This window comes from Allobosea sp. TWI1241, assembly GCF_039673065.1.
In the GTDB taxonomy this organism is placed as follows: Bacteria; Pseudomonadota; Alphaproteobacteria; order Rhizobiales; family Beijerinckiaceae; genus Allobosea.
This window is the reverse complement of record NZ_JBDJKW010000003.1, coordinates 74,998-98,827: the sequence shown is the minus strand read 5'-3', so window position 1 is coordinate 98,827 and position 23,830 is coordinate 74,998. Positions and strand designations below refer to the sequence as shown.

Below are 23,830 nucleotides of genomic sequence, written 5' to 3'. Positions count from 1 at the left end.
AGAGTTGGCGGAGACCGCCCACGCCTCAGGCGCCGGCGAGTTCGCGGGCGATGAAGTCGCGCACCGTCTCGGCCGGGATGCCCGGGGCGATGAAGCTGCGGCCGATGCCGCGGGCCAGGATGAAGGTCAGGGCGCCACGGCGGACCTTCTTGTCCTGCGTCATCGCCTCGACGATGGCGTCGGCGTCGCCGGTGCCGCCGGGCACGTCCTGAAGCCGTGTCGGCAGGCCGCAGGCGGCGAGATGGGCGGCGACGCGCCCCGCATCCTGCCCCGGGCAGAGCTCGAGCGCCTGCGAGAAGCGGAAGGCGAGGCTGAGCCCGATCGCCACTGCCTCGCCATGCACCAGCCTGGCCGAATCGTAGCCGGTGAGCCGCTCAAGCGCATGGGCGAAGGTGTGGCCGAGATTGAGCAGGGCGCGGTCGCCGTCCTCGCGCTCGTCGCGGGCGACGATCGCCGCCTTGGCGCGGCAGGAGGTCGCCACCGCATGGTCGCGCTCCGGACCGCCGGCACGGACGCGGCGCCAATTGGCCTCGCACCAGTCGAAGAAGCCGGCATCGTCGATCAGCCCGTACTTCACCACCTCGGCATAGCCGGCGGCGAATTCGCGCTCGCTCAGGGTGTCGAGCAGGGCGGTGTCGCACAGCACCAGCGCCGGCTGGTGGAAGGCGCCGACCAGGTTCTTGCCATGGGGCGAATTGATGCCCGTCTTGCCGCCGACCGAGGAATCGACCTGGGCGAGCAGGCTGGTCGGAATCTGGACGAAGCGGACGCCGCGACGCAGCACCGCCGCCGCGAAGCCGGACAGATCGCCGACCACGCCGCCGCCCAGCGCGATGACGAGGTCGTTGCGCTCGATCTTGGCGGCGAGCAGGCCGTCGCAGAGTGCGGCGAAGCGCGCATAGGATTTCGACGCCTCGCCCGGCGGGATGGTCAGGCGCGTCGCGGCGATGCCGGCGGCCGCGAGCGAAGCCTCGAGCGCCGGGGCGTGCAGGCCCGCGAGGTTCTCGTCGGTGACGATGGCCGCCCGCGCCCCGGGGGCGAGGCCGGCGATCGCCGCGCCGGCGCCGGCCAGCAGGCCGCGGCCGATCCGGATGTGGTAGGAGCGCTCGGCCAGCGCGACCGGCACGGTGATCGGAGCCGCCGGAGCGGCGGCGGACGAAGGGGCGGCGGTCATGAGGCGTTGGTCCGGTGCAGATAGTCGCCGAGGGCGGCCAGCGTGTCGGACACGACGACCTCATGGGGATCGTCGCGCGAGATCACGGTGACGTCGGCCTCGGCATAGACGGGCTCGCGCTCGGCCAGCAGCCGGCGCATCGTGCCTTCGGGATCGGGCGTCTTCAACAGCGGCCGGTTGGCGCGCTTGCGCACCCGGCGCATCAGCACGTCGAGCTCGGCCTTGAGCCAGAGCGAGACGCCGAGCTCGGCGATGCGTGCGCGTGTCTCCGGGTTCATGAAGGCGCCGCCGCCGGTGGCGAGCACGAGGGGCGCGCGGGTCGAGAGCACGCGGGCGATGACGCGGCGTTCGCCGTCGCGGAACTCGGCCTCGCCGCGCTGGGCGAAGATTTCGGGGATCGTCATGCCGGCGGCGGTCTCGATCTCGGTGTCGGCATCGACGAAGGGCAGGCCGAGACGGGCCGCCAGGCGCTTGCCGACCGAGCTCTTGCCGGACCCCATCATCCCGACCAGAACCACGGCGCGGCCGCCGAGAGCGGCGCGCAGCGCTGCGATATCCGTGGTCTCGACCGTGTCAGGCATCATCGTCGCATCGTTTCCCCTTCGGCCGCTCTAGCATGGGTGCCGGCGCGTCGCCACGCCTTCATGGCGTCGCGATGGCCCAGCCTTGACCCCGGCGCGCAACTCTGGCTGCTACCCGCCGGGTGGTCGGGACGGCTTGACGGGGATGGGGATGACGGGGCGGCGCGAGATCGGCGGGATCGACTGGCCGCGGACGCCCCATGTCCTGCTGGAGGACCGCAACGCGCCGGCTGCGCCGGCCACGCTCTACCGCGACCCGGTCGCGATCGTGCGCGCCGATGCGCCCGACGCGGTGGCGGACGCCTTCGCCCGGCTGGAGGATGCGCAGGCGCAAGGGCTGCACGCGGCCGGCTTCCTGTCCTATGAGCTCGGTCATGTGCTGGAGCCGCGGCTGGCGCCGCTCCTGCCGCGCGAGCGCGCGCTGCCGCTGCTCTGGTTCGGACTGTTCCATGCTCCGGAGATCATCGCGCCGGGCCGGCTCGACAGGGCGCTCGGCGCGCTGCCGCCGCCGGCGCCGCTGCACGATCTCGCCTTCGGGCTCGATGCCGAGGCCCATGCGGCGCGCGTCCGGCGCGTGCTCGCCTATCTGCATGCCGGCGACGCCTACCAGATCAACCTGACCTTTCCGATCGGCTTCCGCCATGCGGGTGAGCCGCTCTCGCTCTATGCGGCGCTGCGGGCGGAGCAGCCGGTGGCGCATGGCGGGCTGGTCTCGACCGGCGAGGCGACGCTGCTCTCGGTCTCGCCCGAGCTGTTCGTGACGGCGGCGCATGGTGCGGCCCTGACCCGGCCGATGAAGGGCACCGCGGCGCGCGGCGCGGATCCGCAAGCCGACGTGGCGGCGGCCGCGGCCCTGCGCGCAGACCCGAAGCAGCGCGCCGAGAACCTGATGATCGTCGACCTGCTGCGCAACGATCTCGGCCGGATCAGCGAGACCGGCTCGGTCGCGGTCCCGGAGCTGTTCCGGGTCGAGACCTATCCGACCCTGCACACGCTGACCTCGGACGTGGTCGGCCGGCTGCGGCCGGAGGTGACGCCGGGCGGGCTGCTCAGCGCCATGTTCCCCTGCGGCTCGGTGACGGGGGCGCCGAAGATCCGGGCGATGGAGATCATCGCCGAGCTCGAGGACAGGCCGCGTGGCGCCTATACCGGCTCGATCGGCGCGATCGCGCCCGACGGGGCGCTGCGCTTCAACGTGGCGATCCGCACCGCGACGCTGATGCCGGACGGCAGCGGCGTCTATGGCGCCGGCGGCGGCATCGTCGTCGATTCCGATCCTAAGGCGGAATATGCCGAATGCCGGCTCAAGGCGCGGGTGCTGACTGATCTCGCCGCGGATTACGGGTTGTTCGAGACGCTGCGCTGGGTCGCCGGCGCGGGCTACCGCCATTTGCCGCTGCATCTTGCGCGGCTGGAAGCCTCCGCCGCGCTGCTGGGTTTCGCCTACGACGGGGGCGAGATCATGAGCCGGCTAGACACGCTCGTCGCAGGGTTCGACGGCACGGGCGACATGCGGGTGCGGTTCGAAGTGCGGCGCGATGGTCGCCTCGACCTGCAGGCCGTCCCGCTGCCGCAGGACAGCGCTCCGGCCAAGCCTGCCGTGCTGATGGCGATCGAGGGCAGCGATGCCGCCGACCCGTTCGCGCGCCACAAGACGACGCGGCGCGGGCGCTGGGAGCGGCCGTTCGCGACGGCCACCGCCGCCGGCTTCGACGATGCACTACTACTCAACCGCGAAGGGCTCGTCACCGAGACGCCCCGCGCCAATGTCTTCCTGCCGCGCGACGGGGTTCTGCTGACGCCGCCGGTCGGCGACGGGTTGCTGCCGGGCGTGCTGCGCCGTGCCCTGATCGAGAGCGGGCAGGCGCGGGAGGCATCGCTGCGCCTCGCCGATCTCGCCGGGCCGGACGGGTTCCTGACCGGCAGCAGCCTGCGCGGCCTGCGTCCGGCGCGGCTGGGCGAGACGGCGGGCCTTGCCTCCCGGCCACGCGATCGGGAATAACCGAGGGGTTACGAGAGGAAAGGCCGGCCGTGCCGACTCTGTTCAAGTTCCTGACCTTCCTCGCCGTGATCGCCGGGCTGATCGCCGGCGGCATGCTGGCGCTCGTCACCTTCGTCCAGCCGCAGCCGCGCGAGATGATCGAGGTGATCCCGCCCGAGAAGTTGCAGAAATGAGCCGGCAGGGGCGCCGCTGGCTCGAGGCGTTCCTCGACATGCTGGCGGCCGAGCGCGGCGCGGCACGCAACACGCTCGACGCCTATGAGCGGGACATCGCCGACTATCTCGCCTTTGCCGCTGCCAGAGGCGGGCCGGGCGAGATGACGCCGGACGGGGTGCGCGCCTTCCTCGCCGACCTCTCCGAGCGCGGGCTGAAGGCATCCTCGGCGGCGCGGCGGCTCTCGGCGGTGCGCCAGTTCCATCGCTTCCTTTACACGGAAGGGCTCGTCGGCACCGATCCGACCGCGGCGATCGAGGGGCCGCGTCTCGGCCGGCCGCTGCCCAAGATGGTGTCCGTCGCCGAGGTCGACGCGCTGTTCGGCGCGGCGCAGGCGCAGGCCGCGCGCGACGACCTGTCGCCGGCGGCGCGGGCCCGGGCGCTGCGCATGCGCTGCCTGATCGAGATGCTCTACGCCACGGGCCTGCGCGTCTCCGAGCTGATCGCGCTGCCGCTCTCGGCCGCGACGACGCGCGAGCGCTTCCTGGTGGTGCGCGGCAAGGGCGACAAGGACCGGCTGGTGCCGCTCAACGAGGCGGCGCGCCTGGCGGCGCTGGCGCATCTCGATGCGCTGAAGGCCGGCGGGGCCGGCGAGGGCCGCTGGCTCTTTCCCTCGGATGGCGAGAGCGGGCACCTGACGCGGCAGGCCTTCGCGCGCGATCTCAAGGGGCTCGCGGCGGCCGCGGGGCTGTCACCGGCCAAGGTCAGCCCGCATGTGCTGCGCCATGCCTTCGCCAGCCACCTGCTGCAGAACGGGGCGGATCTGCGCGTCGTGCAGGAATTGCTCGGCCATGCCGACATCGCCACGACGCAGATCTACACCCATATCCTCGACGAGCGCCTGAAGAGCCTGGTGCGCGACCTGCACCCGCTGGCGGGCGAGGGCTGAGCCGGGCGCGGCGGGCCGCTTCTCAGCTCTTCTTGGGGAGATGTTCGAGCAGGATGCGCCCCTGCGCCTCGACGCGGTCGCGCAGCTTGTCGGCGAAGCTGGCGAGAAGCCAGGGGAGGGCGACCTCGACCCTGACCAAGTCTTCCTCGACCTCAATGCGGCCGGACACGGTCTGTCCGAGCGCGGCGACGCCGAAATGCAGGGTATCGGCCTCCCAACGCTCCTCGACGAGGCTCAGGCCGAAGCCGGCGATACGGTCCCTGACGCGGTCGAGCCCGCCGACGAGACGCCCCCTGGCGCCGTCGCGGCCGAGCGAATGCGAAATGCTGACGGTGACGGGACGCTTCATCGGGACGGGCCTCCGGGCGCAAACGGATCGCGTCCGCCGCAGATGGGCGGTCGGCGACCGTGATGCAAGCCTGTCCCGCCTGAGCGGGCGGACGTGGTCAGTTGCGCGCCTCGAGCGCCTGCTGGCCTTCCGGCGTCACGTTCCAGCGCTCGTCGCCGGGCTCGGCGAAGCCGCGGCCCTGGAGCAAGCGCAGCATGGCGTCCCCGAAGATGAAGCGGCGGGTTTCCTCGCTGATGCTCTCCAGCGCGATCCATTCCGGATCGGTCATCACCGGCGCTTCGGTGTGGGTCTGGGTCTGGCTCATCGACATCCTCCTCTTGCGCCCCTTGTTGCTGTGAGGAGGGTTTTCGCGCGCGATCTTGGATAGTCTGTGGCCGTCATGCGGTCCGCATGGGGCAATCGCGCCCGATTGCGCGATTTCTCAGCCATAGGGCAGGTGCAGCGCCGCCTCCTGCGCCCGCGCCTTGAGGGCGGCGAGAATCGCGCGCTCGTCGGTGGCGACGCCGTGGCGGCGCAGGCAGGGCACCAGGATCGCCGCCTCGGCATGGCCGGCGCGGCCTAGCACCGGGCAGGCGATGTCGGTCACGGCGAGGATGTCGCGGCTGGGGGCGATGCGGTGGCCGTCCTCGCGGATCTGCGCGAAAATCTGCAATGTCTCGGGGGCGGCGAGCAGGTCCTGCGTCGCCGCGTCGGCATGGCGCATCAGCGCCAATCGGCGCGCCTGCGACTGGAAGGCGAGGATGAGCAGGCCGGAATTGGCCTCCAGCGCCGGGCGGCCATAGCCCGGCCTAACGATCACGCTGGCGTCGAGATGGCCGGCGGTCGTCGCCAGCACCACCGTCTGGGCCCGGCTGATCACCACGAGATGGGCGGCCTGGCCGGTCTCCTCGCTGAAGCGCTCCATCAGCGGCAGGACGACGCCGGTGAGCTGCTTGCCGCCGGGCGTGCGGATACCGAGGTCGAACAGCCGCCGCGACAAGCCGAGCCGGTCGGAGCCGGGCTCGCGCTCGAGATAGCCGCGCTGCTGCAGCACGAAGACCATGCGGAAAATCTCGCTTTTCGAGCGCTTCAGGCTCTCGGCGATGGCGCGGGTCGACATCGGCTCGCCGACCTCGGCGAGCAGTTCGAGGATGTCGAGCCCTTTTTCGAGCGCCGGCGCGGCATAGGCGGTCCGGTCCTCGGCCGGCGGATCGATGGGCTCGCTCATGCCGTTCTCGTTTCATATGTGAAGCTTGACATCAAATAAGAAACAAACCAGCCTCCCCGTAAAGAGGGGAAAACGACATGTCGCCATCGGCGCACAGGTCCAGGGCCGCACAGCGCCGCCGCGTCCGAAGCGGGCGGAGGCGGCCGCGATGAAATACGGCCTGCAGTTTCGGGACGTCTTCGCCGCGTGGGAATCGATCCTCGACGGCGTGATGGTCACGCTGCTGCTCTCGGCCGTGGCGATGATCGGCGGGCTGGTGATCGGGGTTCTCTGCGCCGCCGGCCGCACCTATGGGCCGACCTGGCTCAGGACGCTGATCGGCGCCTATGTCGAGGTGATCCGCAACACCCCGCTGCTCGTCCAGCTCTTCCTGATCTTCTTCGGCCTGCCCAGCCTCGGCCTGCGGCTCGACGGGCTCACCGCGGCGATGATCGCGCTGGTGATCAATCTCGGCGCCTACACCACCGAGATCGTCCGTGCCGGGCTGGAAGCGATCCCCAAGGCGCAGATCGAGGCCGGCCATTCGCTCGGGCTCTCGGGCCTGCAGGTCTTCCGCTACATCGTGGTCTTCCCGGCGCTGAAGGCGATGTTCCCGGCGCTGGCCAGCCAGTTCGTGCTGCTGATGCTGGCGACCAGCGTCGCCTCGCAGATCTCGGTCGAGGACCTGTTCCACGCCGCCTCGATCGTGCAGTCGCGCACCTTCCGCGATTTCGAGGTCTACACGGTGATCGGCGTGCTCTATCTCGGGCTGGCGCTCGGCTTCCGCGGGCTGTTCGCCCTGGTCTACCGGCTGGTGTTCGTCCGATGATCCGCGAATTCGGCCTCGTCGACGTCATGTACCTGGTCGCGGCGGCGCGCTGGACGCTCGCCCTGACCGCGACCGCCTTTATCGGCGCCTCCGTGCTCGGGCTCGCCATCGCGATCATGCGGATCATGGCGGTGGCGCCGCTGCGCTGGCTGGCGGCCTGCTACATCCATGTCGTGCAGGGCACGCCGCTGCTGGTCTGGCTCTTCCTGATCTTCTTCGGCCTGCCGCTGATCGGTATCTCGGTCAATCCGTGGCTGGCGGCGGCGGTGGCCTTCTCGGTCTATGGCGCGGCCTTCCTCGGCGAGATCTGGCGCGGCGCGCTGACCTCTATCGCCCGGACGCAGTGGGAGGCCGGCGCCTCGCTCGGGCTCTCGCTCACCGAGCAGCTGCGCCACGTCATCATCCCGCAATCGGTGCGCATCGCCATCCCGCCGACCGTCGGCTTCCTGGTGCAGCTGATCAAGAACACCTCGCTGGCGGCGGTGATCGGGCTGGTGGAGCTCACCCGCGAGGGCCAGCTCACCGCAGCCGGCACCTACCAGCCCTTCGCCGTCTACATCACCGTCGCCTGCATCTATTTCGCGATGTGCTTCCCCCTCACGCAATGGAGCCGCTCGCTCGAGCGGAAGCTCGATGTCGCTCGTTGAAATCCGGGATGTCAGCAAGAGTTATGGCGCCGTGCCGGTGCTGAAGGGGGTGTCGCTCGACATCGCCGCCGGCGAGGTCGTGGCGGTGATCGGCCGCTCGGGTTCGGGCAAGAGCACGCTGCTGCGCTGCGTCAACGGCCTGGAGCCGATCCAGGCCGGCGCGATCACCGTCGACGGGGTCAAGGTCAACGACCCGGCCACCAATCTGCGCAAGCTCAGGCAGCAGGTCGGCATCGTCTTCCAGCAGTTCAACCTGTTCCCGCATCTCTCGGTCAGCGACAACATCACGCTGGCGCCGCGGGTGGTGAAGAAGCAGCCGCCCGAGGAGGCGCGCGAGATCGCCCGCGAGGTGCTGCGCCGCGTCGGGCTGGAGGACAAGCTCGACGCCTATCCCGCGCAGCTCTCCGGCGGCCAGCAGCAGCGCGTCGCCATCGCCCGCTCGCTGGCGATGCGGCCGAAGCTGATGCTGTTCGACGAGGTCACCTCGGCGCTCGACCCCGAGCTGACCGGCGAGGTGCTCAAGGTTCTGGAATCCGTGGCTGAGGAGGGCATGACCATGATGCTCGTCACCCACGAGATGGGCTTCGCCCGCCGGTTCGGCTCGCGCGTCGTGTTCATGCACGAGGGCCGCATCCACGAAGAAGGCCAGGCCGCGGCGGTGCTCGCCGCGCCGAATACGCCCGAACTCACGACCTTCCTCAGCGCGGTCCTGCACTGAGGCCAAAAGGGACCGGTCCCGGTCACGACAACGAGGGGAGAAGACGATGCGCAAGCTGTTTGCAGGTCTCGCGGCGATGGCCATCGCTGCCTTCGGCGCGGCGGAAGCCCGGGCCGACAAGCTCCAGGACATCCTGTCGAAGGGCGTGGTACGCATCGGCGTGCCGCTCGACGCGCCGCCCTTCGGCTCGCAGGACGCCAGCCGCAAGCCGGTCGGCTTCGACATCGAGCTGGCGGAGATGGTGGCCAAGGGCCTCGGCGTGAAGCTGGAGATGCAGCAGATCACCGGCGCCAACCGCATCCCCTTCCTGCTGACCGACAAGGTCGACATCGTGATCTCGGTGATGGGGCTGACGCCGGAGCGCGCCAAGCAGATCCAGTTCACCGCGCCCTATGCCAACACCTTCCTGGCCGTCTACGGCGCCAAGGCCTCGCCGGTGACCAGTGCGGAGACCATCGGCTCCAACCGCGTCGCCGCCGCCAAGGGCACGACGCAGGAGCTCGCCATCACCTCCACCGCGCCGAAGGCCTCGATCATGCGCACCGAGGACGACGCCACCGCTGCGGCGGCCTACATCACCGGCCAGGCCGATCTCCTCGCCACGAACTCGATCGTGGCGCAGGCGCTGGCCAAGCAGAACCCCAACAAGGAGTTCGAGCGCAAGTTCGTGATCCGGCGCAGCCCCGCCCATATGGGCGTGCAGATGGACCAGCATAATCTGGTGCGCTGGCTCGACGGCTTCATCTTCTTCAATTCGATGAACGGCGAGCTCGACCGGCTGCACCGGAAATATCTCGACATGCCGATGGACCCGCTGCCGACGCTCTGACGGCCCGCGACGCGTTCCCCGCTCTGCGCGGGGAACGCTCCTCATCCTGCCCGCTTCCGCCCGGAGCGGCTCAGTCCCGCGCGTGCCATCGCGATCCCTCTGTCCCGAGCCCCGCCATGACCCAGCCCCGCCAGAAGCCCGCGCCGCGGCCGTCCTCGGCCTTCCTCACCGTCGATCCCGAGAAGGACGGCAAGCAGGTCGGCTTCCTGATGATCCCGCATTCGCCGCATGACGACGCCTGGGGCGCGACGCGCGTGCCGGTGGCGATCATCAAGAACGGCACGGGGCCGACCGCCATCCTCGAAGGCGGCAATCACGGCGACGAGTATGAGGGGCCGATCACCATCTGCGAGATGATCCGCGACCTCGATCCGGGCCGCGTCCAGGGCCGGCTGATCCTGATGCCGGCGAACAATGTCCACGCGGTGATCGGCGGCCAGCGCACCTCGACGGTGGACGGGCTCAACTTCAACCGCAGCTTCCCGGGCGATCCGCGCGGCACCATCACCCAGCAGATCGCCGCCTATGTCAGCGACCATATCCTGCCGCTGGGCGACGCCTTCCTCGACCTGCACTCGGGCGGCTCCTCGCTCGACATCATTCCCAGCGCGATCGTCGAGCCGACGGAGGATCCCGAGCTGCATCGCCGCAACGTCGCGGCGGTCAGGGCCTTCGACGCGCCGATGACGGTGGTGATCTCCAATCTCGGAGAGCCGCGCACCGCGACGGCGACCGCCTGCCGGCAGGGGCTGGTCACGGTCGGCACCGAGATGGCCGGCGGCGGCACCGTCTCGCTGGAGGCGCTGAAGGTCTGCCGGCGCGGCGTCGCCAATGTGCTCGACCATCTCGGCATTCTGGCGCAGGAGGCGCCGCAGCCACGGCGCGGCGATGGCGAGGTGCTCGAACTGCCCGGCATCTCGGCCTATGTCTACGCCACCATGGACGGGGTGTTCGAGCCCTTCCACGCCAATGGCGCGCGCGTCAGCGCCGGCCAGCCGGCGGGGCGCATCCATTGCACCTGGGACCCGACCCGGGCGCCCGAGACGCTGCATTACGCCGCCGACGGTATTCTCTACGGGCGGCGCCAGCCGGGCCGGGTCAAGCCGGGCAATTGCTGCCTGATCGTCGCCGCACCCTATCGCGGGAGCCTGTCGTGATCGCGCTCGACGATATCCGCGCCGCCCGCGCCCGCATCGCGCCCTATGTCCGGCGCACTCCGATCCTGCCCTTTGGCCAGCTCGGCAGCGGGACCGATTTCGGCGGTGCGGTGACGCTCAAGCTCGAACTGCTGCAGGCGGCCGGCTCCTTCAAGGCGCGCGGCGCGATGAACCGGCTGCTGACGCTGGCGCCCGAGCAGCTGGCGCGCGGCGTTGTCACGGCCTCGGGCGGCAATCACGGGCTCGCCATCGCCCGCTCCGCCCATGTGCTCGGCGCCCGGGCCAAGATCTTCCTGCCGTCCAATGTCGTGGCCGACAAGGTCGCTAAGCTGAAGCGCTGGGGCGCCGATGTCGAGATCGTCGGCGCGGTTTGGGACGACGCCAACGAGGCGGCGCTGGCCTTCGCGAAGGAGACGGGTGCGACCTATGCCCACCCGTTCAGCGATCCGGTGGTGGTGGCGGGGCAGGGCACGCTCGGCCTCGACATCCTCGACGAGATTCCCGATGTCGACGTGGTGCTGGTCGCCATCGGCGGCGGCGGGCTGATCACCGGCCTGTCGACTGCGGTGAAGGCGCTGAAGCCCAGGGTGCGCATCGTCGGTATCGAGCCCTATGGCTCGCCGACCCTGCATGCCAGCTTCGCCGCCGGGCATCTCGTGACGCTCGACAGGCTGGAGACCCGCGTCGCCACCATGTCCTGCCGGCGCACCGACCAGGCCATCTACGAGCAGGCCTCGCGCCATGTCGACGAGATCGTGCTGATCAGCGACGAGGAGATGGAGGAGGCGGCGCGCGCGCTCTGGTTCGAGTTCGGCATCGCCGCCGATCTGTCGGGAGCTGCCGCGGTGGCGGCGTTGCGTTCGGGGCGCTATGTGCCGCCGGCCGGCGCCCGCATCTGCGCGCTGGTCTGCGGCGCCGGCACCGACGGGACGTGAGGCGCCGGCGTCAGGCGGCGACGCTCAGCCCCTGCACGCCGTGCTTCGCGATCAGGGCTGCGACGAAGTCGGAGCGCTTGGCCGCGGCGACGAAGCCGGCGAGGTAGTCCGCCGCCTCGGCCTTGGCCCTGGGCACGCCGATCGCCTGCTGGACCGTCATGAAATGGCCATCGAGGATGCGCGTGCCCGGCATGGCGACGGCGTCCGCCAGCAGGCGCGGGCGCAGGCCGGCCAGCGCGTCCAGCCGCTTCTCGGCGAAATCGCGCGCGGCGTCGTCGAGAGTGGCGGAGCGCACTAGTTCGGCCTTGCGGATGGCGCGGTCGAGCCAGAGCCCATACGCCGTGCGACCGGTGACCGCGATCCTGACGCCCTCGGCATCCACATCGGCGATCGCGCGCAGCGGCGAATCCGCCCGCACCAGATAGCTCGCTGCGATCTCGGCATAGGCAGGGGTGAAGCGGATCGCCTCGGCGCGCTGCGGCTCGGCCCCGATCAGGCCGACATCCCATTCATCGCGCGGGGCAGCATCGGCCAGCAGGCCGGGATTGGCATAGGGCACGAGGCGCAGGCCCGTGCCGAGATGATCCGCGAGCGCCCGCGCCAGGTCCGGCGCCACCCCTTCCGGCTCGCCCGAGGAGGAGCGGCCGCTGACCAGCAGGAAATTGGAGAGGTTGATCCCGGCGCGCAGCAGGTTCCCCGGCGCCAGGCGCTCGCGCAGGATCGGCGACGGCGGCGGCAGGTCGGCTTCGAACGGCATGGCGGCGCTCCCTGGCAGCGTTATGCCGTTATGCGCTGCGAAAGCTGCCGCGGACAAGCGAAGGCCGGCCGCGGCGTCTGCCACGGCCGGCCCGGCTATGTATGTCGCTGCGCTCAGCGCTTGGTGCGGCGGCGGGCCGGCTGCGCCTTGGCCGAGCCGGAGCCCAGCAGCGAGGCAACGGCATAGAGCGCCAGGCCGACGCCGACGGCGGCCGCCAGCGGCTCGCGCTGGCTGCGCTTGACCAGCAGGCGCCCGCCCTCGCGGGCATAGTCGCGGCCGGCGTCGATATAGTCGCGGCCGCGCGAGAGGTAGTCGCGCGAATTGTCGAGCTGCTCGCGGCCGCTGCCGAGCAGGCTGCGGCCGGTCTGCAGCGCCTCCTCGCCATAGTCGCGCAGCAGGCGGGTGAAGCGGCCGGTGTCGGGCAGCGTGGTCCACTCCGAAGAGGCGCGGCGGCCGGTGATCGCCCAGGCGATCAGGCCGACGCTGGCCGCGCCGAGCGCGAAGGCCGCCAGCGGATGACGCTCGACGGTATCGACCGCCGCCTCGCCAGCCTCCTGAACATAACGGCCGGCATCGCGCAGCGATTCGGCCGGGTCGATCTCAGCCAGCTTGGCCTTGGTCCGGTCATAGCGATCCTTGACCTCGTCGACCGCGCGCGAGGCGAAATCCGCGGCGCGATCGGCCACGCCCTCGGCGGCATCCTCGATCCGGTCCTGGGCGTTCTCCACGTCCGGGGGCATCCGCTTGTCGCTGTCCATCGTCAAAGCTCCGTCTCTGATCCGAGCATGGAATCGGCAGGTTCGATGCAGGTAACGAAGCAGCGGCGCCAGGGTTCCTTGGCAGGCTCCGAATCAGCCGCGGCGCCGTGCTGCGGAATGGTGGCGGAATGTCGCATCCTCGCCTAGATTGAGGCGGATGAGTACGGCTCATCGCCAAGGAGTGCTCCCATGAGAAATCTCGTCCTGTCGGCTGCCGCGGCCTGTCTCGCGGCGTCCTTCGTCGCGTCTCCGGCATCCGCACTCTCCATGAAGGAGTGCAGCGTGAAGTATCAGGCGGCCAAGACCGCCAACACGCTCAAGGGCCAGACATGGAACCAGTTCCGCGCCGCGCAGTGCGGTGACGACGACGCTGCCGAGGCGGAAGCCGCCGCGGCGGTGAACGAGGCGCCCGCCGCCACGGCGCCGGCCAACACGATGCCCGCCAAGCCGATGGGCAAGGCCAAGCCGGCCGTGTTCCCCAAGGCCGTCGCGCCGAAATATTCGGAAGAGACCGCCGGCAAGGCCCGTCTCAAGACCTGCGCCGACCAGTACAACGCCAACAAGGCCGCCAACGCCAATGGCGAGTTGAAGTGGATCCAGAAGGGCGGCGGCTACTGGAGCCAGTGCAACGCCCGCCTGAAGAGCTGATCAGGCACGGGGCGCGGCGGCCAAGGGTGGCCGCGCCCCGTCTCCTTCAAGAGAAGACGTGTCGCGTGCCGCTCAGGGGCAGCGATATCCGGATGGCGTCGGCGCGCAGCGCGCACCCGTCGGCAGGATCAGCGCGCCGCTGCGGTGGCGCTGCACATAGTCGCCATTGGGCAGCGAGAAGCCGCCGGCGGCGTCAGGGACAACGCGCGTTCCGTCCGGCAGGACGAGCGAGCCGCCGTCGCGAATGATCATCTTGGCGGCGGAGGCCTGCGGCTGGACCACCGGCGGCGCTTCGCGGGTGGGGACGCAGGCGGCGAGAAGAGCGGCGCAGGCCGCTGCGGTCAGAAGGGGCTTGCTCATGGCGCCATTCTCACCGGAACCGCTCGCGGGGGCAAGATGTCGCGTCGCCCGCCATGTCGGCGCCCGGTCAATGTCGCCTCTGCCGATTTTACCTTTCATTAACCATGCGCTGCTGCTCTGCCCGCCGGCAGACGGGGCGATGGGGGCGAGAAAGGCAAGCGTGAGCGATGCACGACCTCGACCAGAATTCAGCCCGGCCCACGGAGCGTGACCGGGATTTGGAGCGTGACCCGGATGCCGGGACGGGCGGCGAGACCGGCGCGGTGGAGCGGCTCGTCGGCCTGCCCGTCGCCGAGGTCGAGCGCGACCTGATCCTGGCGACCCTGCGCGAAACCGGCGGCAACCGCACCCGCGCCGCAAGGCTCCTCGGCATCGCCATTCGCACGCTCCGCAACAAGCTCGGCAGCTACGCGGCCGAGGGCCACGCCATCCCCGAGCCGGCGGCCGGCCCGCCCGGTTGAGCGCCGGCATGGCCGGCCGGCGCCGGACACCGGTTCCCAGCCCGCGCGGCGATGCTGTAGCCTTCCGCCAGACGTCGAAGGCTCGACCGAGAATGGGCCGCGGGGGGAGGCAGACGCGACCGGGCCGGGCTTGTCCGCAGGTGGGCCGCGCCTTCGGCCCCGCGCGGCCCGGCGGCGATGCGGACGCGCAGCGGGAGGACGATCGTCAGCATGAATCTCCACAGGATGCTTCTCGAGCGGCAGGCGTCGGGCCGGCCGGTGACCGTCGGCCTGATCGGCGCCGGCAAGTTCGGCACCATGTTCGCCAGCCAGTGCCGGCTGACCGCGGGCCTGCATCTCGTCGGCGTCGCCGATCTCGATCCGCAGCGGGCGCGGGCCCAGCTGAGGCTCGCCTCCTGGCCGGAGCAGCAATACGGTGCCGCCTCGCTCGACGATGCGCTGGCGCGCGGCACGACCGCGATCCTCGACGATGCCGACCGGCTGATCGCCCATCCGGCCGTGGAGGTGATCATCGAGGCGACCGGCGATCCCGGCACCGGCATCCGCTTCGCCCAGGCGGCGATCGCCAACGGCAAGCATATCGTCATGGTCAATGTCGAGGCGGATGCGCTGGCCGGGCCGCTGCTGGCGCGCCAGGCGCGGGCGGCCGGCGTGGTCTATTCGCTGGCCTGGGGCGACCAGCCGGCGCTGATCTGCGAGCAGGTCGACTGGGCGCGGGCCTGCGGCTTCACCGTGGTCGCGGCGGGCAAGGGCACGCGCTACCACCCGACCTATCATGCCTCCACGCCCGACACGGTCTGGGACATCCTCGACAGCTACATCAAGATCCGCGACCGCAGCTCGATCAACCCGAAGATGTTCAATTCCTTCATCGACGGCACCAAGTCGGGCATCGAGATGACGGCGGTGTGCAACGCCACCGGCCTGCAGGCGCAGGCGGAGGGGCTGTCCTTTCCGCCGGCAAGCCGCTTCGAGCATGCCGAGATCTGCAAGCCGCGCAGCGAGGGCGGCCTGCTGGAGAAGGCCGGCGTCACCGAGGTGACCTCCTCGATCGATCGCGCCGGCAAGGACGTCGCCCACGCTTTGCCGATGGGCACCTTCGTGGTGATCGAGAGCGACAGCGCCTATACGCGCGAGTGCTTCCGCGAATATGCGATGCTGCCCGACAGCACGGGGCGCTATGCCTGCCTCTACCGGCCGACGCATATGATCGGGCTCGAACTCGGGCTCTCGGTCGCCTCGGTGGCGCTGCGGCGCGAGCCCACCGGCGCACCGGTCTGCTTCAACTCCGACGTGGTCGCGACGGCGAAGCGCGATCTCGCCGCCGGCGAGATGCTCGACGGCGAGGGCGGCTTCTGCGTCTGGGGCAAGCAGACCCCGGCGGCGGATTCGCTGGCGCAGGGCTATCTGCCGCTCGGCCTCGCCCACAAGGTCAAGCTCAAGAGCGCGGTCAAGGCGGGCGAGCGCCTGCGCTGGGCCGATGTCGACTATGACGCGAGCAGCCTGGCGGTCAGGGTGCGCCGCGAGATGGAGGCCGCCTTCGCCCCGGCCGCTGCGGCGGGGGCTTGAGGCGCGCTCGCCAACAGCGGGCCGCCCGGCAAAGGCGCGGCTCTCTGTGCGCGGCGCAGGCCCGCTTGGCGCGCTAGACCCGGATCCGGGCCGCCGGCATGTCGATCGTGACGACGAGGCCGGCGGGCTGCCAGTCGAACTGCATCTCGGCGCGCAGCTGCGCGCTGACGGCCCGGTCAACCAGCAGGCTGCCGAAGCCGCGGCGCTGCGGCGCCCCGACGATGACCGGCCCGCCGCGCTCAGACCAGCGCAGCAGCACCCTTTCGTCCGCCGCCTCGATCGCGATCTCGACATGGCCGGTCGGCACGGACAGCGCGCCGTGCTTGACGGCGTTGGTCGCGAGCTCGTGGATCACCAGCGCGATCGCGGTCGCCGCCGCGCGCCCGACGGCGACATGCGCGCCTGCGACGGTGATCTGAGGCGGCTCGCCGGAACGATAGGGCGCGATCAGCCGGCCGACGAGATCGAGCAGATTGTCGCTAGCGCCGTCGTCCTTGGGGTCGAGCACCAGGCTGTGCGCCCGGCTCAGCGCCGCGATGCGTCCGGCGATGTCGGCGGCGAATTTGGCCGAGGCCGGCTCGGCCCGTGCGGCCATCGAGATCAGGCTGCCGACCACGGCGAAAATGTTGCCGATGCGGTGCTGCAGCTCGCGGGCGATCAGCTCGCGCTGCTCCTCGGCGGTGCGGCGCGCGGTGATGTCGATATGGGCGCCGACCAGCCGGATCGGCTTGTCCGCGGCGTCGCGCTGGATCTCGGCCTTGGCGAGGATCCAGCGAGTCTCGCCATCGGAGGGCCGCACGATGCGGTATTCGCACTCGTAGTCCATATCGGCGCTGAAGACGCTGCGGTGGAAATGGCTGAGGACGCGGTCGCGATCCTCCGGATGGATTCGCGCGACCCAGGCCTCGTGGCTTTCGTTGACGGCGTCGGGCGGGAGCCCGTGTACGGCGAGATATTCCGGCGAGCGCGTATTGCGGAAGCCACCCTCGCGCAGATCGACCTCGAGGCCGCCGATCTGGCCGATGCGCTGGACGCGCGTCAGCTCGTCCTCGCGCGAGCGCAATCTCGTGAGTGCGTCGTTCAACGGCAATGCAACTGCCCCCCGGCCCGTGGGAAACACGACAAGCACACGGCCCAGTCGCCCTCAACGCGTCACTACGCGCAAATGGCGTCCGGGTTCCGCCACGCGCGCGGTTTTTTCGCGTGCCGAAGGTTTGCCGGCTCGTCAGGCCGGCCGGGCTGTGACGGGGATCGCCGATCCGGGGCTCAGGAATCGGGGAGATGCTCGGGCGCCGCCTGGACCAGTTGCGCCTCGGGAGACTGCACCAGGCTCAGATAGCGCTCGAATTGGAGCAGCACGTCGCCGATCAGCTGGTCGCGCCCCATGCCCATCACGTCGTAGCCGCTGCTGCCGTTCGAGAAATAGGTGCGGGCCTCGAAGCGCATCTCCGGCTTGCCGGCGACCAGCGGCGACAGCACCGGCACCCGGTGGCTAGCGACGGCGACGCCATAGATGAAGTCGCGCACCGTCTCGGCTGTGGCGCGCAGCGCGACAGCGCCGTTTTCCCCGTCCTCGACGCTCGCCGGGCGCCCGCGCGCCGTCAGCTCGCCCGCGACCTGCGCCAGCGCCGGGTGGACATGCTGCTCGATGAAGGCCTTCACCTCGCTTTCGCGCGGGGCGCGCAGCATCAGCGCCAGCCGCCGCTGCCACGGGATGGCGGAGGCGGGATGGGCGGGGACGGTGGCGGCGCCGCCGAGGCCGGCCCGCTGCTGCGCCAGGTCGGAGCGCATGCCGACGAGCAGCGACCAGAGCAGGGCGAGCATGGTCAGCACGAAGGGCAGGGCGCTGGCGATCGTCACCGATTGCAGCGCCGCCAGCCCGCCGGCCAGCAGCAGCACCGCGGCGACCAGCCCGGAAAAGCCGCACCAGAACACCCGCTGCAGCGTCGTCGTCTCGGTCTCGCCGCCGGCGGCGATGGAGTCGATCACCAGCGAGCCGGAGTCCGCCGAGGTCACGAAGAAGATCGCGACCAGGATGATGGCGAGGGTGGAGGTGATCGCCGGGAAGGGCAGATAGGTGAAGAACTCGAACAGCCCGACCGAGAGATCGCGCGCGATCGCGGTGCCCAGCGCCCCCGCCGCTACGCCCTTGTCGATGAAGATCGCGGTGTTCCCGAAGATGGTCATCCAGAGGAAGGTGAAGCCGGCCGGGATGAACAGCACCGCGACGATGAACTGCCGCACCGTGCGGCCGCGCGAGATGCGGGCGATGAACATGCCGACGAAGGGCGACCAGGAGATCCACCACGCCCAGTAGAACAGCGTCCAGGCGTCGATCCACGGCGTCGGCTGATAGGCGTAGATGTTGAAGGTGCGCAGCACGATGCTGTCGAGATAGAGCCCGAGATTCTGCACGAAATCGCGCATCAGCTCGGTCGTCGGGCCGACGAGCAGCACGAACAGCATCAACAGGATCGCCACCAGCAGGTTGAGCTCCGAGAGGATGCGCACACCCTTGTCGAGGCCGGTCAGCACCGAGATGGTCGCAAGTCCGGTGACGAAGACGATGATCGCGAGCTGGACCGGCGCCGCGATCGGCACGCCGAGCAGGAAGTTGAGGCCGGAATTGATCTGGGTGACGCCGGCGCCCATCGACGTCGCCAGGCCGAACACCGTGCCGACGATCGCGAAGATGTCGACCGCATGGCCGATCGGCCCGTTGATCCGATCCTTCAGCAGCGGATAGAGGCCGGAGCGGATGGTCAGCGGCAGGTTGTAGCGATAGCCGAAATAGCCGAGCGACAGGCCGACCACGGCATAGACCGCCCAGGCATGGATGCCCCAGTGCAGGAAGGTGACGGACATCGCCTCGCGCACCGCGGCGACCGAGCGCGGCTCGGCCGTCGGCGGGGTGAGGTAATGCGTCATCGGCTCGCCGACGCCGTAGAACATCAGGCCGATGCCCATGCCGGCGGCAAACAGCATCGCGACCCAGGAGACAAAGCTGAAATCCGGCGTCGAATCGTCGGGCCCCAGCTTGAGATCGCCGGAGCGGCTGAAGCAGAGCAGCAGCATCGCGGCGAGAAAGACCCCGACCGCCAGCAAATAGAGCCAGCCGAAGCCGGCGAGGATGCGCGTCTGCAAGGCGCTGAAGATCGCCTCCGCCTGCGAGGGCAGCACGACGCCGACAGCCAGGAACAGCCCGATGATGAGCAGCGAGCCGAAGAACACCGGCGGGTTGATCACGAAAGGTTTGGGCATGGCGACGGTCCCGGAAAAGGCGGAGCTGCCGGGGCAGCGTCCTGAAAAGCGTCTGTCGGTACTGGCGATAAGGAGGCACCGGGCGCAGAAGACCCCCGGTGGCACGGTCGGATCAGCGTCTGCGTCTGATGGCGGCGTGAGGTGGTCGCTCGGGCTCGGCAGGGCCGATCGCGGCCTTGGCACGGCGATTGCGACGCTGCGTGGGAGACGGCCGCGCGCGCGGCATGCGTTCGCTTCGGTGCGCGCAGTGCGCGGTCGAATCGGCGTGGTTCGGTTGCAAAGCGCTAAGCCCCCCGGCCTGGTGACGGACGCCATGCGCATGGCGCAAGGCGTCCCTGAAGCAAGACTACGCGGAAAGCGGCGCAGGGTTCCCGCAAACGGCCCGTTTCGGGCGCATCCGGTCATGGTGCCCGGGGACGGAACCGATCCTCGCCTCGGGCATTTTCGCACAAGACGGACGAGGAGCGGACATGGCGGATCAAGGCTTCACCACAGGCGGAACGGCGGGCGCCGCGAGCGGGTTCGCGCCGCAGGAGAGCCCGGAGGCGGGCGATCTGCACGGGCGCAGCCTGCAAGCACGGGACTTCATGAATCCGCCGATCCTGCTCGCCGGTGCCGTCGACAACCAGATGTACGCCTTCTTCCGCGACCGGCTGTTGGCGGCCCCGGCCGAGGGCCTCGTCGTCGTCGAGCTCAGCACGCTGGGCGGCGATCCGGAGGTGGCGCGGATGATGGGGGAGGACATCCGCTTCCACAGCGCGCTGGAGCCGGCGCGGCGCTTCGTCTTTCTCGGCAAGGCGGCGATCTATTCGGCGGGCGCCACGTTCATGAGCTTCTTCACCCGTTCGAACCGCTATCTCTCGCGCGGCACGCGGCTGATGATCCACGAGCGCAAGCTCCAGGCGACGGTGACGCTCGACGGCCCCCTCACCACCTGCGTCGCCAATCTCAAGGCCAAGCTCAACGAGATCGAGCAGTCGATCCGCATCCAGAACGAGGGCTTTGAAAACCTGATCGCCGGCTCGGCGGTGACCATGGAGCAGGTGCTGAGCCGCGCCCCCGAGAACTGGTATCTCGAAGCGGAAGAGGCGCGGCAGCTCGGCCTGATCGAGGGCGTGCTCTAGGCGGTCGCCTCCACAGAGAGGGCCCGCGCTGATTGAGGGGCGTTTCCGGCCCGCAGGGCTAGCTCTCGGCATGAGCCGCCCAGTCCGCTTCGATGAGCCGAGCACCCGGCGCGCATCGTGGAGATCGACAACACAGGCCGGCACGACGGACGCATCGAGGTGGCGGTCTAGCGGCCGTTCGCCGACCTTGAGGGCGCGGGGTCGACACCCATCCGAAACGCGGCTGCGACGAGTCGCAGGACACAGCTCGAAAGAGATTTCAGCACCGGCGCCGCGCGCGACGTGGCTTGCGGAGCCGCACGGGGCGCCGAAGCCATGAGATGGCCTCAGTCCTTGCGAAGCTTGCCCGGCAGCACGCCTGCCGGATGGCCGCGCCTGTGAGCCCCGCTGGCACTGGCCAGCGAGGCGTTCTTGCGTTCGGGTTCAGTCGGTCGTGCTGGCCCAAACTATCGGGGTTCGGATGCTTCGGCCTCATGCGGCCAGCAGCGCATGGGCGCCGAAGGATATGCCGGAAACGGCGTCCTTTCGGCGTCGAGGCAGCGCCTAGAATTCCTCCCAGCCATCGTTATGGGCGCGCGCGTTGGCGACCTTGAGCGGGGCGGCCCTGGTCTGGGCGAAGGCGGCTTTCGCCAGTTGGCGCAGGCGCTCCGGCTCGCTGTCTCCGGCCGGGTCGTTGGCTGCCGTCGCAGGGATGGCGGCGGATATCGGCGCGCGGCGCGCAGCGCTGCGGGCAGAGCCGCCTCCCGTTGCATAGGCCGGGGCCGGGTAGGCTTGTGCCTGCATCGCCCTGGCCTCGCGGCTGGTCCTGAACTGCGCCACGAGGTCGTTGAGCTGGCCAATCCGGTCCGACAGCGCATTGGCCGAGGCCGCGCTCTCTTCCGACAGCGCCGCGTTCTGCTGGGTCATTTCGTCCATATGCGCGACGGTCTGGCTCATTTCGTCGATGCCGTTGGCCTGCTCGGCGGACGCCGCGGCGACCTCGGCGACCGTCTCCTGCACCTTGCGGGCCGCGTCGACGATGCGCGTCAGCGCCTCGCCGGCCTGCCGCACCAGCTTAACGCCCTCGCCGACCTCGCTGTTGGAGGAGGAGATCAGGGTGGAGATGTCCTTGGCCGCCTCGCCGGAGCGCTGCGCCAGCGTGCGCACCTCGGAGGCGACCACGGCGAAGCCCTTGCCGGCGTCGCCGGCCCGGGCCGCTTCCACCGCCGCGTTGAGCGCCAGCAGGTTGGTCTGGAAGGCGATGTCGTCGATCACCCGGATGATGTCCGAGATCTTCTGCGAGGCACCCTCGATCCGGGCCATGGCCTCGACGGCCTGCCCGGCGATGACGCCACCGTTCTCGGCCGCCTGACGCGCCACGTCGGCGATGCGCGCCGCATCCTTCGACCCTTGCGCCGATGCCTTCACGCTCGCCGCCAACTCCTCGGTCGTCGCGGCCGTTTCCTCCAGCGAGCTCGCCTGGTCTTCGGTCCGCTTCGACAGGTCGTCGGCGCCCGTCTTGATCTCGCGCGCGGCCACTCCGACATCCGATGCCGCCATCTGAATCGTCGAGACCGTCGCCGACAGCCGGTCCACCGTGTCGTTGATGGCGTTCTTGAGATCGGCGAAGCGGCCGCGATACCCCGTCTCGACACGCTGCGTCAGATCGCCCGACGCGATGGCCTGAAGCGCTTCTGCGAATTCCGTCGTCGCCGAATCCACCACGGCGTTGATCTCGTTGATGCCGGCGACGAGCTTCTGCATCTGCGCATCGGCATCCTCGATATCGAGCCGGGCCGAGAAATCACCGGCTGCCGCCGCCGTCACGACCTCGCCGACATCGGAGACGACGGACTCCATCGCCTGTGCGCGCGCCAGGCGCGCCGCAGCCGCCGCGCGCTCCTGCTCCTCGAGGGCACGAACCCGCGCGGCGTTCTCCTGAAAGATCTGCAGTGCATCGGCCATCTCGCCGATCTCGTCCCGGCGGCCGACGCCCGGCACCGCGACATCGCGCTCACCATGGGCCAGACGCGTCATGGCTCCTGTCATGTCGCCGATAGGCCGCACCACGCCGCGCGACACGAAAACCATCGCGATGACGCCCGCGATCAGGGCCAGAACCATCAGAGCGGACAGGAGGATCGTGGCCGTTCCGGCCGTCGACTGCGCCTGAAGGCCCTGTTCGCCGGCAAGCTTGAGTTGCAGGTTCGTCAGGTCGCCCAGTTTGGCGGTCACGGGCTCGATGGCCTTGTACAGGTCTTCGTTCGCGAATTGACGCAGGCCGGCTTCGTCGCGGGCCTTGATCAAGGCGGTGATGGTCGCGGCGGCACTGTTGGCGCGCGCCATGAGCGCGCTGGTCTCTTGGGCCTGTTGCTTTTCGGTCGGATCGACCAGCCGTTCGGTGTAGCGCTTCCAGCTCTTCACGCTCTCGACGAGAGCCGTTTCGACGTTGCGCTCGGCCACATCCCAGCCGACCTGCTTGCTCAGCAGTTTCCAGACCGTGTCGACGATATTGACCGCGTAGGAATCGCTGACGATCTGCAGATCCTGCATCGGGATGACATTGCCCTGGACGACGCCGTCGACCCGCTTGGTGACCGACTGCAGGGCGAAGAACCCGCAGGCGAAGACGACCATGACGCAGCAAACCAGGGATAAAAATGCGAGATACAGCTTGAACTTGACGGTCGCCTTCATGATCTCGCTCCGATAGGCCGTAACCGCTCGAGCTAACGGCCTTACTGGGGCGCCCGAGCTGACGGGCAGTGACTCCGCCGATCCAGCTCGCATTCGTTCAAATAAATTAATCTCATCCTAAGAGCCCGTCCCGACCGGATCGCGCGGCCGCCATGCCGTGCGGCGTGCGGTTTGACAGGGCTCGCTTCAGTGCCGGCTCGTCCGCTCCGCCGCATCCCCCGCAGCCGCATCCCCCGCAGCCGCATCCCGCGCAATCGCCGACCGCAGGACGGCGAGCTGTTCCCGGCCGCCCGACTCGCCATGCTGCGTGGCGAGAGGGCAGTCGTGGAGCGCTGGCTCGCAATGAGGCCCGCCGAAATGCGCCGCTGTGTCTGAAACCTCAGGCGCCTCGCTGGCCCTCGAAGCGCGCGCGCGACGGCGGCTCTATGTCTGAGTCGTGCCGCGCTGAAGTGTTCGTGCGTCGTGCCGGCGGACGACGACGCCACAATGCCCGGGGAGGCGTGCGCCGGGCCCGATCCGCCGGGCGGCGCGCTTTACGGCGCTGGCGCAGCCCAGGCGAAGCGAGACTGGGCGCGACTGGCGCGTCATGCGACGATGAGGGATGGAGGACCGGACCGCCACAGAGCATGGCGCTTGATAGCGGAAGGAGCATGCTGACAATTTCGTCCGCCGAGCCCGTAGCCGCTCCGGCCGATTTTCTCGGTCCC

The 23,830-nt window shown here is 69.9% G+C and carries 24 protein-coding genes; 13 read left to right on the top strand and 11 right to left on the bottom strand.

The annotated features are described in order from the left end of the window. Positions 1 to 25: 25 nt before the first annotated feature. A complete protein-coding gene (aroB, locus tag ABE438_RS05650) occupies positions 26 to 1,174 on the bottom strand; it encodes a 3-dehydroquinate synthase (RefSeq protein WP_346501565.1) in 1,149 nt (382 codons plus the stop codon). Then, positions 1,171 to 1,755 carry a shikimate kinase gene (locus ABE438_RS05645; protein WP_346501799.1) on the bottom strand — a complete coding sequence of 195 codons (585 nt, stop codon included), beginning with the start codon at positions 1,753 to 1,755 and terminating at the stop codon, positions 1,171 to 1,173. The genes aroB and ABE438_RS05645 overlap by 4 nt, the downstream gene beginning before the upstream one ends. A 151-nt stretch (positions 1,756 to 1,906) precedes the next feature. Here ABE438_RS05645 and ABE438_RS05640 point away from each other — a divergent pair, with 151 nt between their 5' ends. Genes ABE438_RS05640 through ABE438_RS05630 form a run of 3 tightly spaced genes read left to right on the top strand, consistent with a single transcriptional unit; the run spans position 1,907 to position 4,859 of the window. Then, positions 1,907 to 3,757: an aminodeoxychorismate synthase component I gene (locus ABE438_RS05640; RefSeq protein WP_346501564.1), complete on the top strand. Its 1,851-nt coding sequence runs from the start codon at positions 1,907 to 1,909 to the stop codon at positions 3,755 to 3,757. A gap of 29 nt (positions 3,758 to 3,786) precedes the next feature. After that, entirely contained in the window at positions 3,787 to 3,930 is a 144-nt protein-coding gene (locus ABE438_RS05635) for a histidine kinase (protein WP_346501563.1), read from the top strand. Next, positions 3,927 to 4,859 carry a site-specific tyrosine recombinase XerD gene (locus ABE438_RS05630; protein WP_346501562.1) on the top strand — a complete coding sequence of 311 codons (933 nt, stop codon included), beginning with the start codon at positions 3,927 to 3,929 and terminating at the stop codon, positions 4,857 to 4,859. Before ABE438_RS05635 ends, ABE438_RS05630 begins: the two co-directional genes overlap by 4 nt. A gap of 22 nt (positions 4,860 to 4,881) precedes the next feature. On the opposite strand, the gene ABE438_RS05625 is transcribed toward ABE438_RS05630, so the two are convergent. From ABE438_RS05625 to ABE438_RS05615, 3 genes are all read right to left on the bottom strand, one after another. Further along, entirely contained in the window at positions 4,882 to 5,208 is a 327-nt protein-coding gene (locus ABE438_RS05625) for a polyhydroxyalkanoic acid system family protein (RefSeq protein WP_346501561.1), read from the bottom strand. Between the two features lie 97 nt (positions 5,209 to 5,305). Next, the gene (locus tag ABE438_RS05620; RefSeq protein ID WP_346501560.1) at positions 5,306 to 5,512 is read right to left on the bottom strand and encodes a hypothetical protein; all 207 of its coding nucleotides are present in this window, start codon (positions 5,510 to 5,512) and stop codon (positions 5,306 to 5,308) included. A 117-nt stretch (positions 5,513 to 5,629) separates the two neighbouring features. Next, on the bottom strand, positions 5,630 to 6,415 hold the full coding sequence (locus ABE438_RS05615; RefSeq protein ID WP_346501559.1) for an IclR family transcriptional regulator: 786 nt from the start codon (positions 6,413 to 6,415) through the stop codon (positions 5,630 to 5,632). Positions 6,416 to 6,563: 148 nt separating this feature from the next. On the opposite strand from ABE438_RS05615, the gene ABE438_RS05610 reads away from it, so the two are divergent. The 6 genes from ABE438_RS05610 to ABE438_RS05585 all read left to right on the top strand — a co-directional run bounded on the left by ABE438_RS05610 (position 6,564) and on the right by ABE438_RS05585 (position 11,509). Next, positions 6,564 to 7,223: an amino acid ABC transporter permease gene (locus tag ABE438_RS05610; protein ID WP_346501558.1), complete on the top strand. Its 660-nt coding sequence runs from the start codon at positions 6,564 to 6,566 to the stop codon at positions 7,221 to 7,223. Beyond that, entirely contained in the window at positions 7,220 to 7,870 is a 651-nt protein-coding gene (locus ABE438_RS05605; protein ID WP_346501557.1) for an amino acid ABC transporter permease, read from the top strand. Before ABE438_RS05610 ends, ABE438_RS05605 begins: the two co-directional genes overlap by 4 nt. Next, positions 7,857 to 8,588 carry an amino acid ABC transporter ATP-binding protein gene (locus ABE438_RS05600; protein WP_346501556.1) on the top strand — a complete coding sequence of 244 codons (732 nt, stop codon included), beginning with the start codon at positions 7,857 to 7,859 and terminating at the stop codon, positions 8,586 to 8,588. The genes ABE438_RS05605 and ABE438_RS05600 overlap by 14 nt, the downstream gene beginning before the upstream one ends. 46 nt (positions 8,589 to 8,634) lie before the next feature. After that, positions 8,635 to 9,417, top strand: a complete 783-nt coding sequence (locus tag ABE438_RS05595; RefSeq protein ID WP_346501555.1) for a transporter substrate-binding domain-containing protein — start codon at positions 8,635 to 8,637, stop codon at positions 9,415 to 9,417. A gap of 116 nt (positions 9,418 to 9,533) precedes the next feature. Continuing rightward, positions 9,534 to 10,574 carry a succinylglutamate desuccinylase/aspartoacylase family protein gene (locus ABE438_RS05590; RefSeq protein WP_346501554.1) on the top strand — a complete coding sequence of 347 codons (1,041 nt, stop codon included), beginning with the start codon at positions 9,534 to 9,536 and terminating at the stop codon, positions 10,572 to 10,574. Beyond that, positions 10,571 to 11,509, top strand: a complete 939-nt coding sequence (locus ABE438_RS05585) for a threonine ammonia-lyase (protein WP_346501553.1) — start codon at positions 10,571 to 10,573, stop codon at positions 11,507 to 11,509. Before ABE438_RS05590 ends, ABE438_RS05585 begins: the two co-directional genes overlap by 4 nt. Before the next feature lie 10 nt (positions 11,510 to 11,519). On the opposite strand, the gene ABE438_RS05580 is transcribed toward ABE438_RS05585, so the two are convergent. Together ABE438_RS05580 and ABE438_RS05575 are read right to left on the bottom strand one after the other, a co-directional pair. Then, positions 11,520 to 12,266: a transporter substrate-binding domain-containing protein gene (locus ABE438_RS05580; protein ID WP_346501552.1), complete on the bottom strand. Its 747-nt coding sequence runs from the start codon at positions 12,264 to 12,266 to the stop codon at positions 11,520 to 11,522. A gap of 113 nt (positions 12,267 to 12,379) precedes the next feature. Then, complete coding sequence (locus ABE438_RS05575) at positions 12,380 to 13,024, bottom strand: hypothetical protein (RefSeq protein ID WP_346501551.1); 645 nt, start codon at positions 13,022 to 13,024, stop codon at positions 12,380 to 12,382. Between the two features lie 189 nt (positions 13,025 to 13,213). On the opposite strand from ABE438_RS05575, the gene ABE438_RS05570 reads away from it, so the two are divergent. Next, complete coding sequence (locus ABE438_RS05570; RefSeq protein ID WP_346501550.1) at positions 13,214 to 13,672, top strand: hypothetical protein; 459 nt, start codon at positions 13,214 to 13,216, stop codon at positions 13,670 to 13,672. 72 nt (positions 13,673 to 13,744) lie between these two features. On the opposite strand, the gene ABE438_RS05565 is transcribed toward ABE438_RS05570, so the two are convergent. Next, positions 13,745 to 14,032, bottom strand: coding sequence for a hypothetical protein (locus tag ABE438_RS05565; RefSeq protein ID WP_346501549.1), 288 nt, complete (start codon positions 14,030 to 14,032; stop codon positions 13,745 to 13,747). A 167-nt stretch (positions 14,033 to 14,199) separates the two neighbouring features. Here ABE438_RS05565 and ABE438_RS20360 point away from each other — a divergent pair, with 167 nt between their 5' ends. Both ABE438_RS20360 and ABE438_RS05555 read left to right on the top strand, forming a co-directional pair. Beyond that, positions 14,200 to 14,493 carry a helix-turn-helix domain-containing protein gene (locus ABE438_RS20360; RefSeq protein ID WP_465248559.1) on the top strand — a complete coding sequence of 98 codons (294 nt, stop codon included), beginning with the start codon at positions 14,200 to 14,202 and terminating at the stop codon, positions 14,491 to 14,493. 210 nt (positions 14,494 to 14,703) lie between these two features. Further along, positions 14,704 to 16,062 carry an NAD(P)H-dependent oxidoreductase gene (locus ABE438_RS05555; protein ID WP_346501548.1) on the top strand — a complete coding sequence of 453 codons (1,359 nt, stop codon included), beginning with the start codon at positions 14,704 to 14,706 and terminating at the stop codon, positions 16,060 to 16,062. 73 nt (positions 16,063 to 16,135) lie between these two features. Here ABE438_RS05555 and ABE438_RS05550 read toward each other — a convergent pair whose 3' ends face one another. Together ABE438_RS05550 and ABE438_RS05545 are read right to left on the bottom strand one after the other, a co-directional pair. Then, a complete protein-coding gene (locus tag ABE438_RS05550; protein ID WP_346501547.1) occupies positions 16,136 to 17,146 on the bottom strand; it encodes a sensor histidine kinase in 1,011 nt (336 codons plus the stop codon). A gap of 182 nt (positions 17,147 to 17,328) precedes the next feature. Then, a complete protein-coding gene (locus tag ABE438_RS05545) occupies positions 17,329 to 19,323 on the bottom strand; it encodes a BCCT family transporter (RefSeq protein WP_346501546.1) in 1,995 nt (664 codons plus the stop codon). 470 nt (positions 19,324 to 19,793) lie between these two features. Between ABE438_RS05545 and ABE438_RS05540 the strand changes: the two genes are divergently transcribed. After that, positions 19,794 to 20,447, top strand: a complete 654-nt coding sequence (locus ABE438_RS05540) for a peptidase S14 (protein WP_465248558.1) — start codon at positions 19,794 to 19,796, stop codon at positions 20,445 to 20,447. Between the two features lie 543 nt (positions 20,448 to 20,990). Here the strand turns inward: ABE438_RS05540 and ABE438_RS05535 are convergent. Continuing rightward, positions 20,991 to 23,123: a HAMP domain-containing methyl-accepting chemotaxis protein gene (locus ABE438_RS05535; RefSeq protein ID WP_346501545.1), complete on the bottom strand. Its 2,133-nt coding sequence runs from the start codon at positions 23,121 to 23,123 to the stop codon at positions 20,991 to 20,993. Positions 23,124 to 23,830 lie beyond the last annotated feature (707 nt).

Coding starts and splice junctions, on each gene's coding strand:
- aroB (WP_346501565.1), bottom strand. CDS start 1,174: ATGACCGCCGCCCCTTCGTCCGCCGCCGCTCCGGCGGCTCCGATCACC.
- ABE438_RS05645 (WP_346501799.1), bottom strand. CDS start 1,755: ATGCCTGACACGGTCGAGACCACGGATATCGCAGCGCTGCGCGCCGCT.
- ABE438_RS05640 (WP_346501564.1), top strand. CDS start 1,907: ATGACGGGGCGGCGCGAGATCGGCGGGATCGACTGGCCGCGGACGCCC.
- ABE438_RS05630 (WP_346501562.1), top strand. CDS start 3,927: ATGAGCCGGCAGGGGCGCCGCTGGCTCGAGGCGTTCCTCGACATGCTG.
- ABE438_RS05625 (WP_346501561.1), bottom strand. CDS start 5,208: ATGAAGCGTCCCGTCACCGTCAGCATTTCGCATTCGCTCGGCCGCGAC.
- ABE438_RS05620 (WP_346501560.1), bottom strand. CDS start 5,512: ATGAGCCAGACCCAGACCCACACCGAAGCGCCGGTGATGACCGATCCG.
- ABE438_RS05615 (WP_346501559.1), bottom strand. CDS start 6,415: ATGAGCGAGCCCATCGATCCGCCGGCCGAGGACCGGACCGCCTATGCC.
- ABE438_RS05610 (WP_346501558.1), top strand. CDS start 6,564: ATGAAATACGGCCTGCAGTTTCGGGACGTCTTCGCCGCGTGGGAATCG.
- ABE438_RS05605 (WP_346501557.1), top strand. CDS start 7,220: ATGATCCGCGAATTCGGCCTCGTCGACGTCATGTACCTGGTCGCGGCG.
- ABE438_RS05600 (WP_346501556.1), top strand. CDS start 7,857: ATGTCGCTCGTTGAAATCCGGGATGTCAGCAAGAGTTATGGCGCCGTG.
- ABE438_RS05595 (WP_346501555.1), top strand. CDS start 8,635: ATGCGCAAGCTGTTTGCAGGTCTCGCGGCGATGGCCATCGCTGCCTTC.
- ABE438_RS05590 (WP_346501554.1), top strand. CDS start 9,534: ATGACCCAGCCCCGCCAGAAGCCCGCGCCGCGGCCGTCCTCGGCCTTC.
- ABE438_RS05580 (WP_346501552.1), bottom strand. CDS start 12,266: ATGCCGTTCGAAGCCGACCTGCCGCCGCCGTCGCCGATCCTGCGCGAG.
- ABE438_RS05575 (WP_346501551.1), bottom strand. CDS start 13,024: ATGGACAGCGACAAGCGGATGCCCCCGGACGTGGAGAACGCCCAGGAC.
- ABE438_RS05570 (WP_346501550.1), top strand. CDS start 13,214: ATGAGAAATCTCGTCCTGTCGGCTGCCGCGGCCTGTCTCGCGGCGTCC.
- ABE438_RS05565 (WP_346501549.1), bottom strand. CDS start 14,032: ATGAGCAAGCCCCTTCTGACCGCAGCGGCCTGCGCCGCTCTTCTCGCC.
- ABE438_RS20360 (WP_465248559.1), top strand. CDS start 14,200: ATGCACGACCTCGACCAGAATTCAGCCCGGCCCACGGAGCGTGACCGG.
- ABE438_RS05555 (WP_346501548.1), top strand. CDS start 14,704: ATGAATCTCCACAGGATGCTTCTCGAGCGGCAGGCGTCGGGCCGGCCG.
- ABE438_RS05545 (WP_346501546.1), bottom strand. CDS start 19,323: ATGCCCAAACCTTTCGTGATCAACCCGCCGGTGTTCTTCGGCTCGCTG.
- ABE438_RS05540 (WP_465248558.1), top strand. CDS start 19,794: ATGGCGGATCAAGGCTTCACCACAGGCGGAACGGCGGGCGCCGCGAGC.
- ABE438_RS05535 (WP_346501545.1), bottom strand. CDS start 23,123: ATGAAGGCGACCGTCAAGTTCAAGCTGTATCTCGCATTTTTATCCCTG.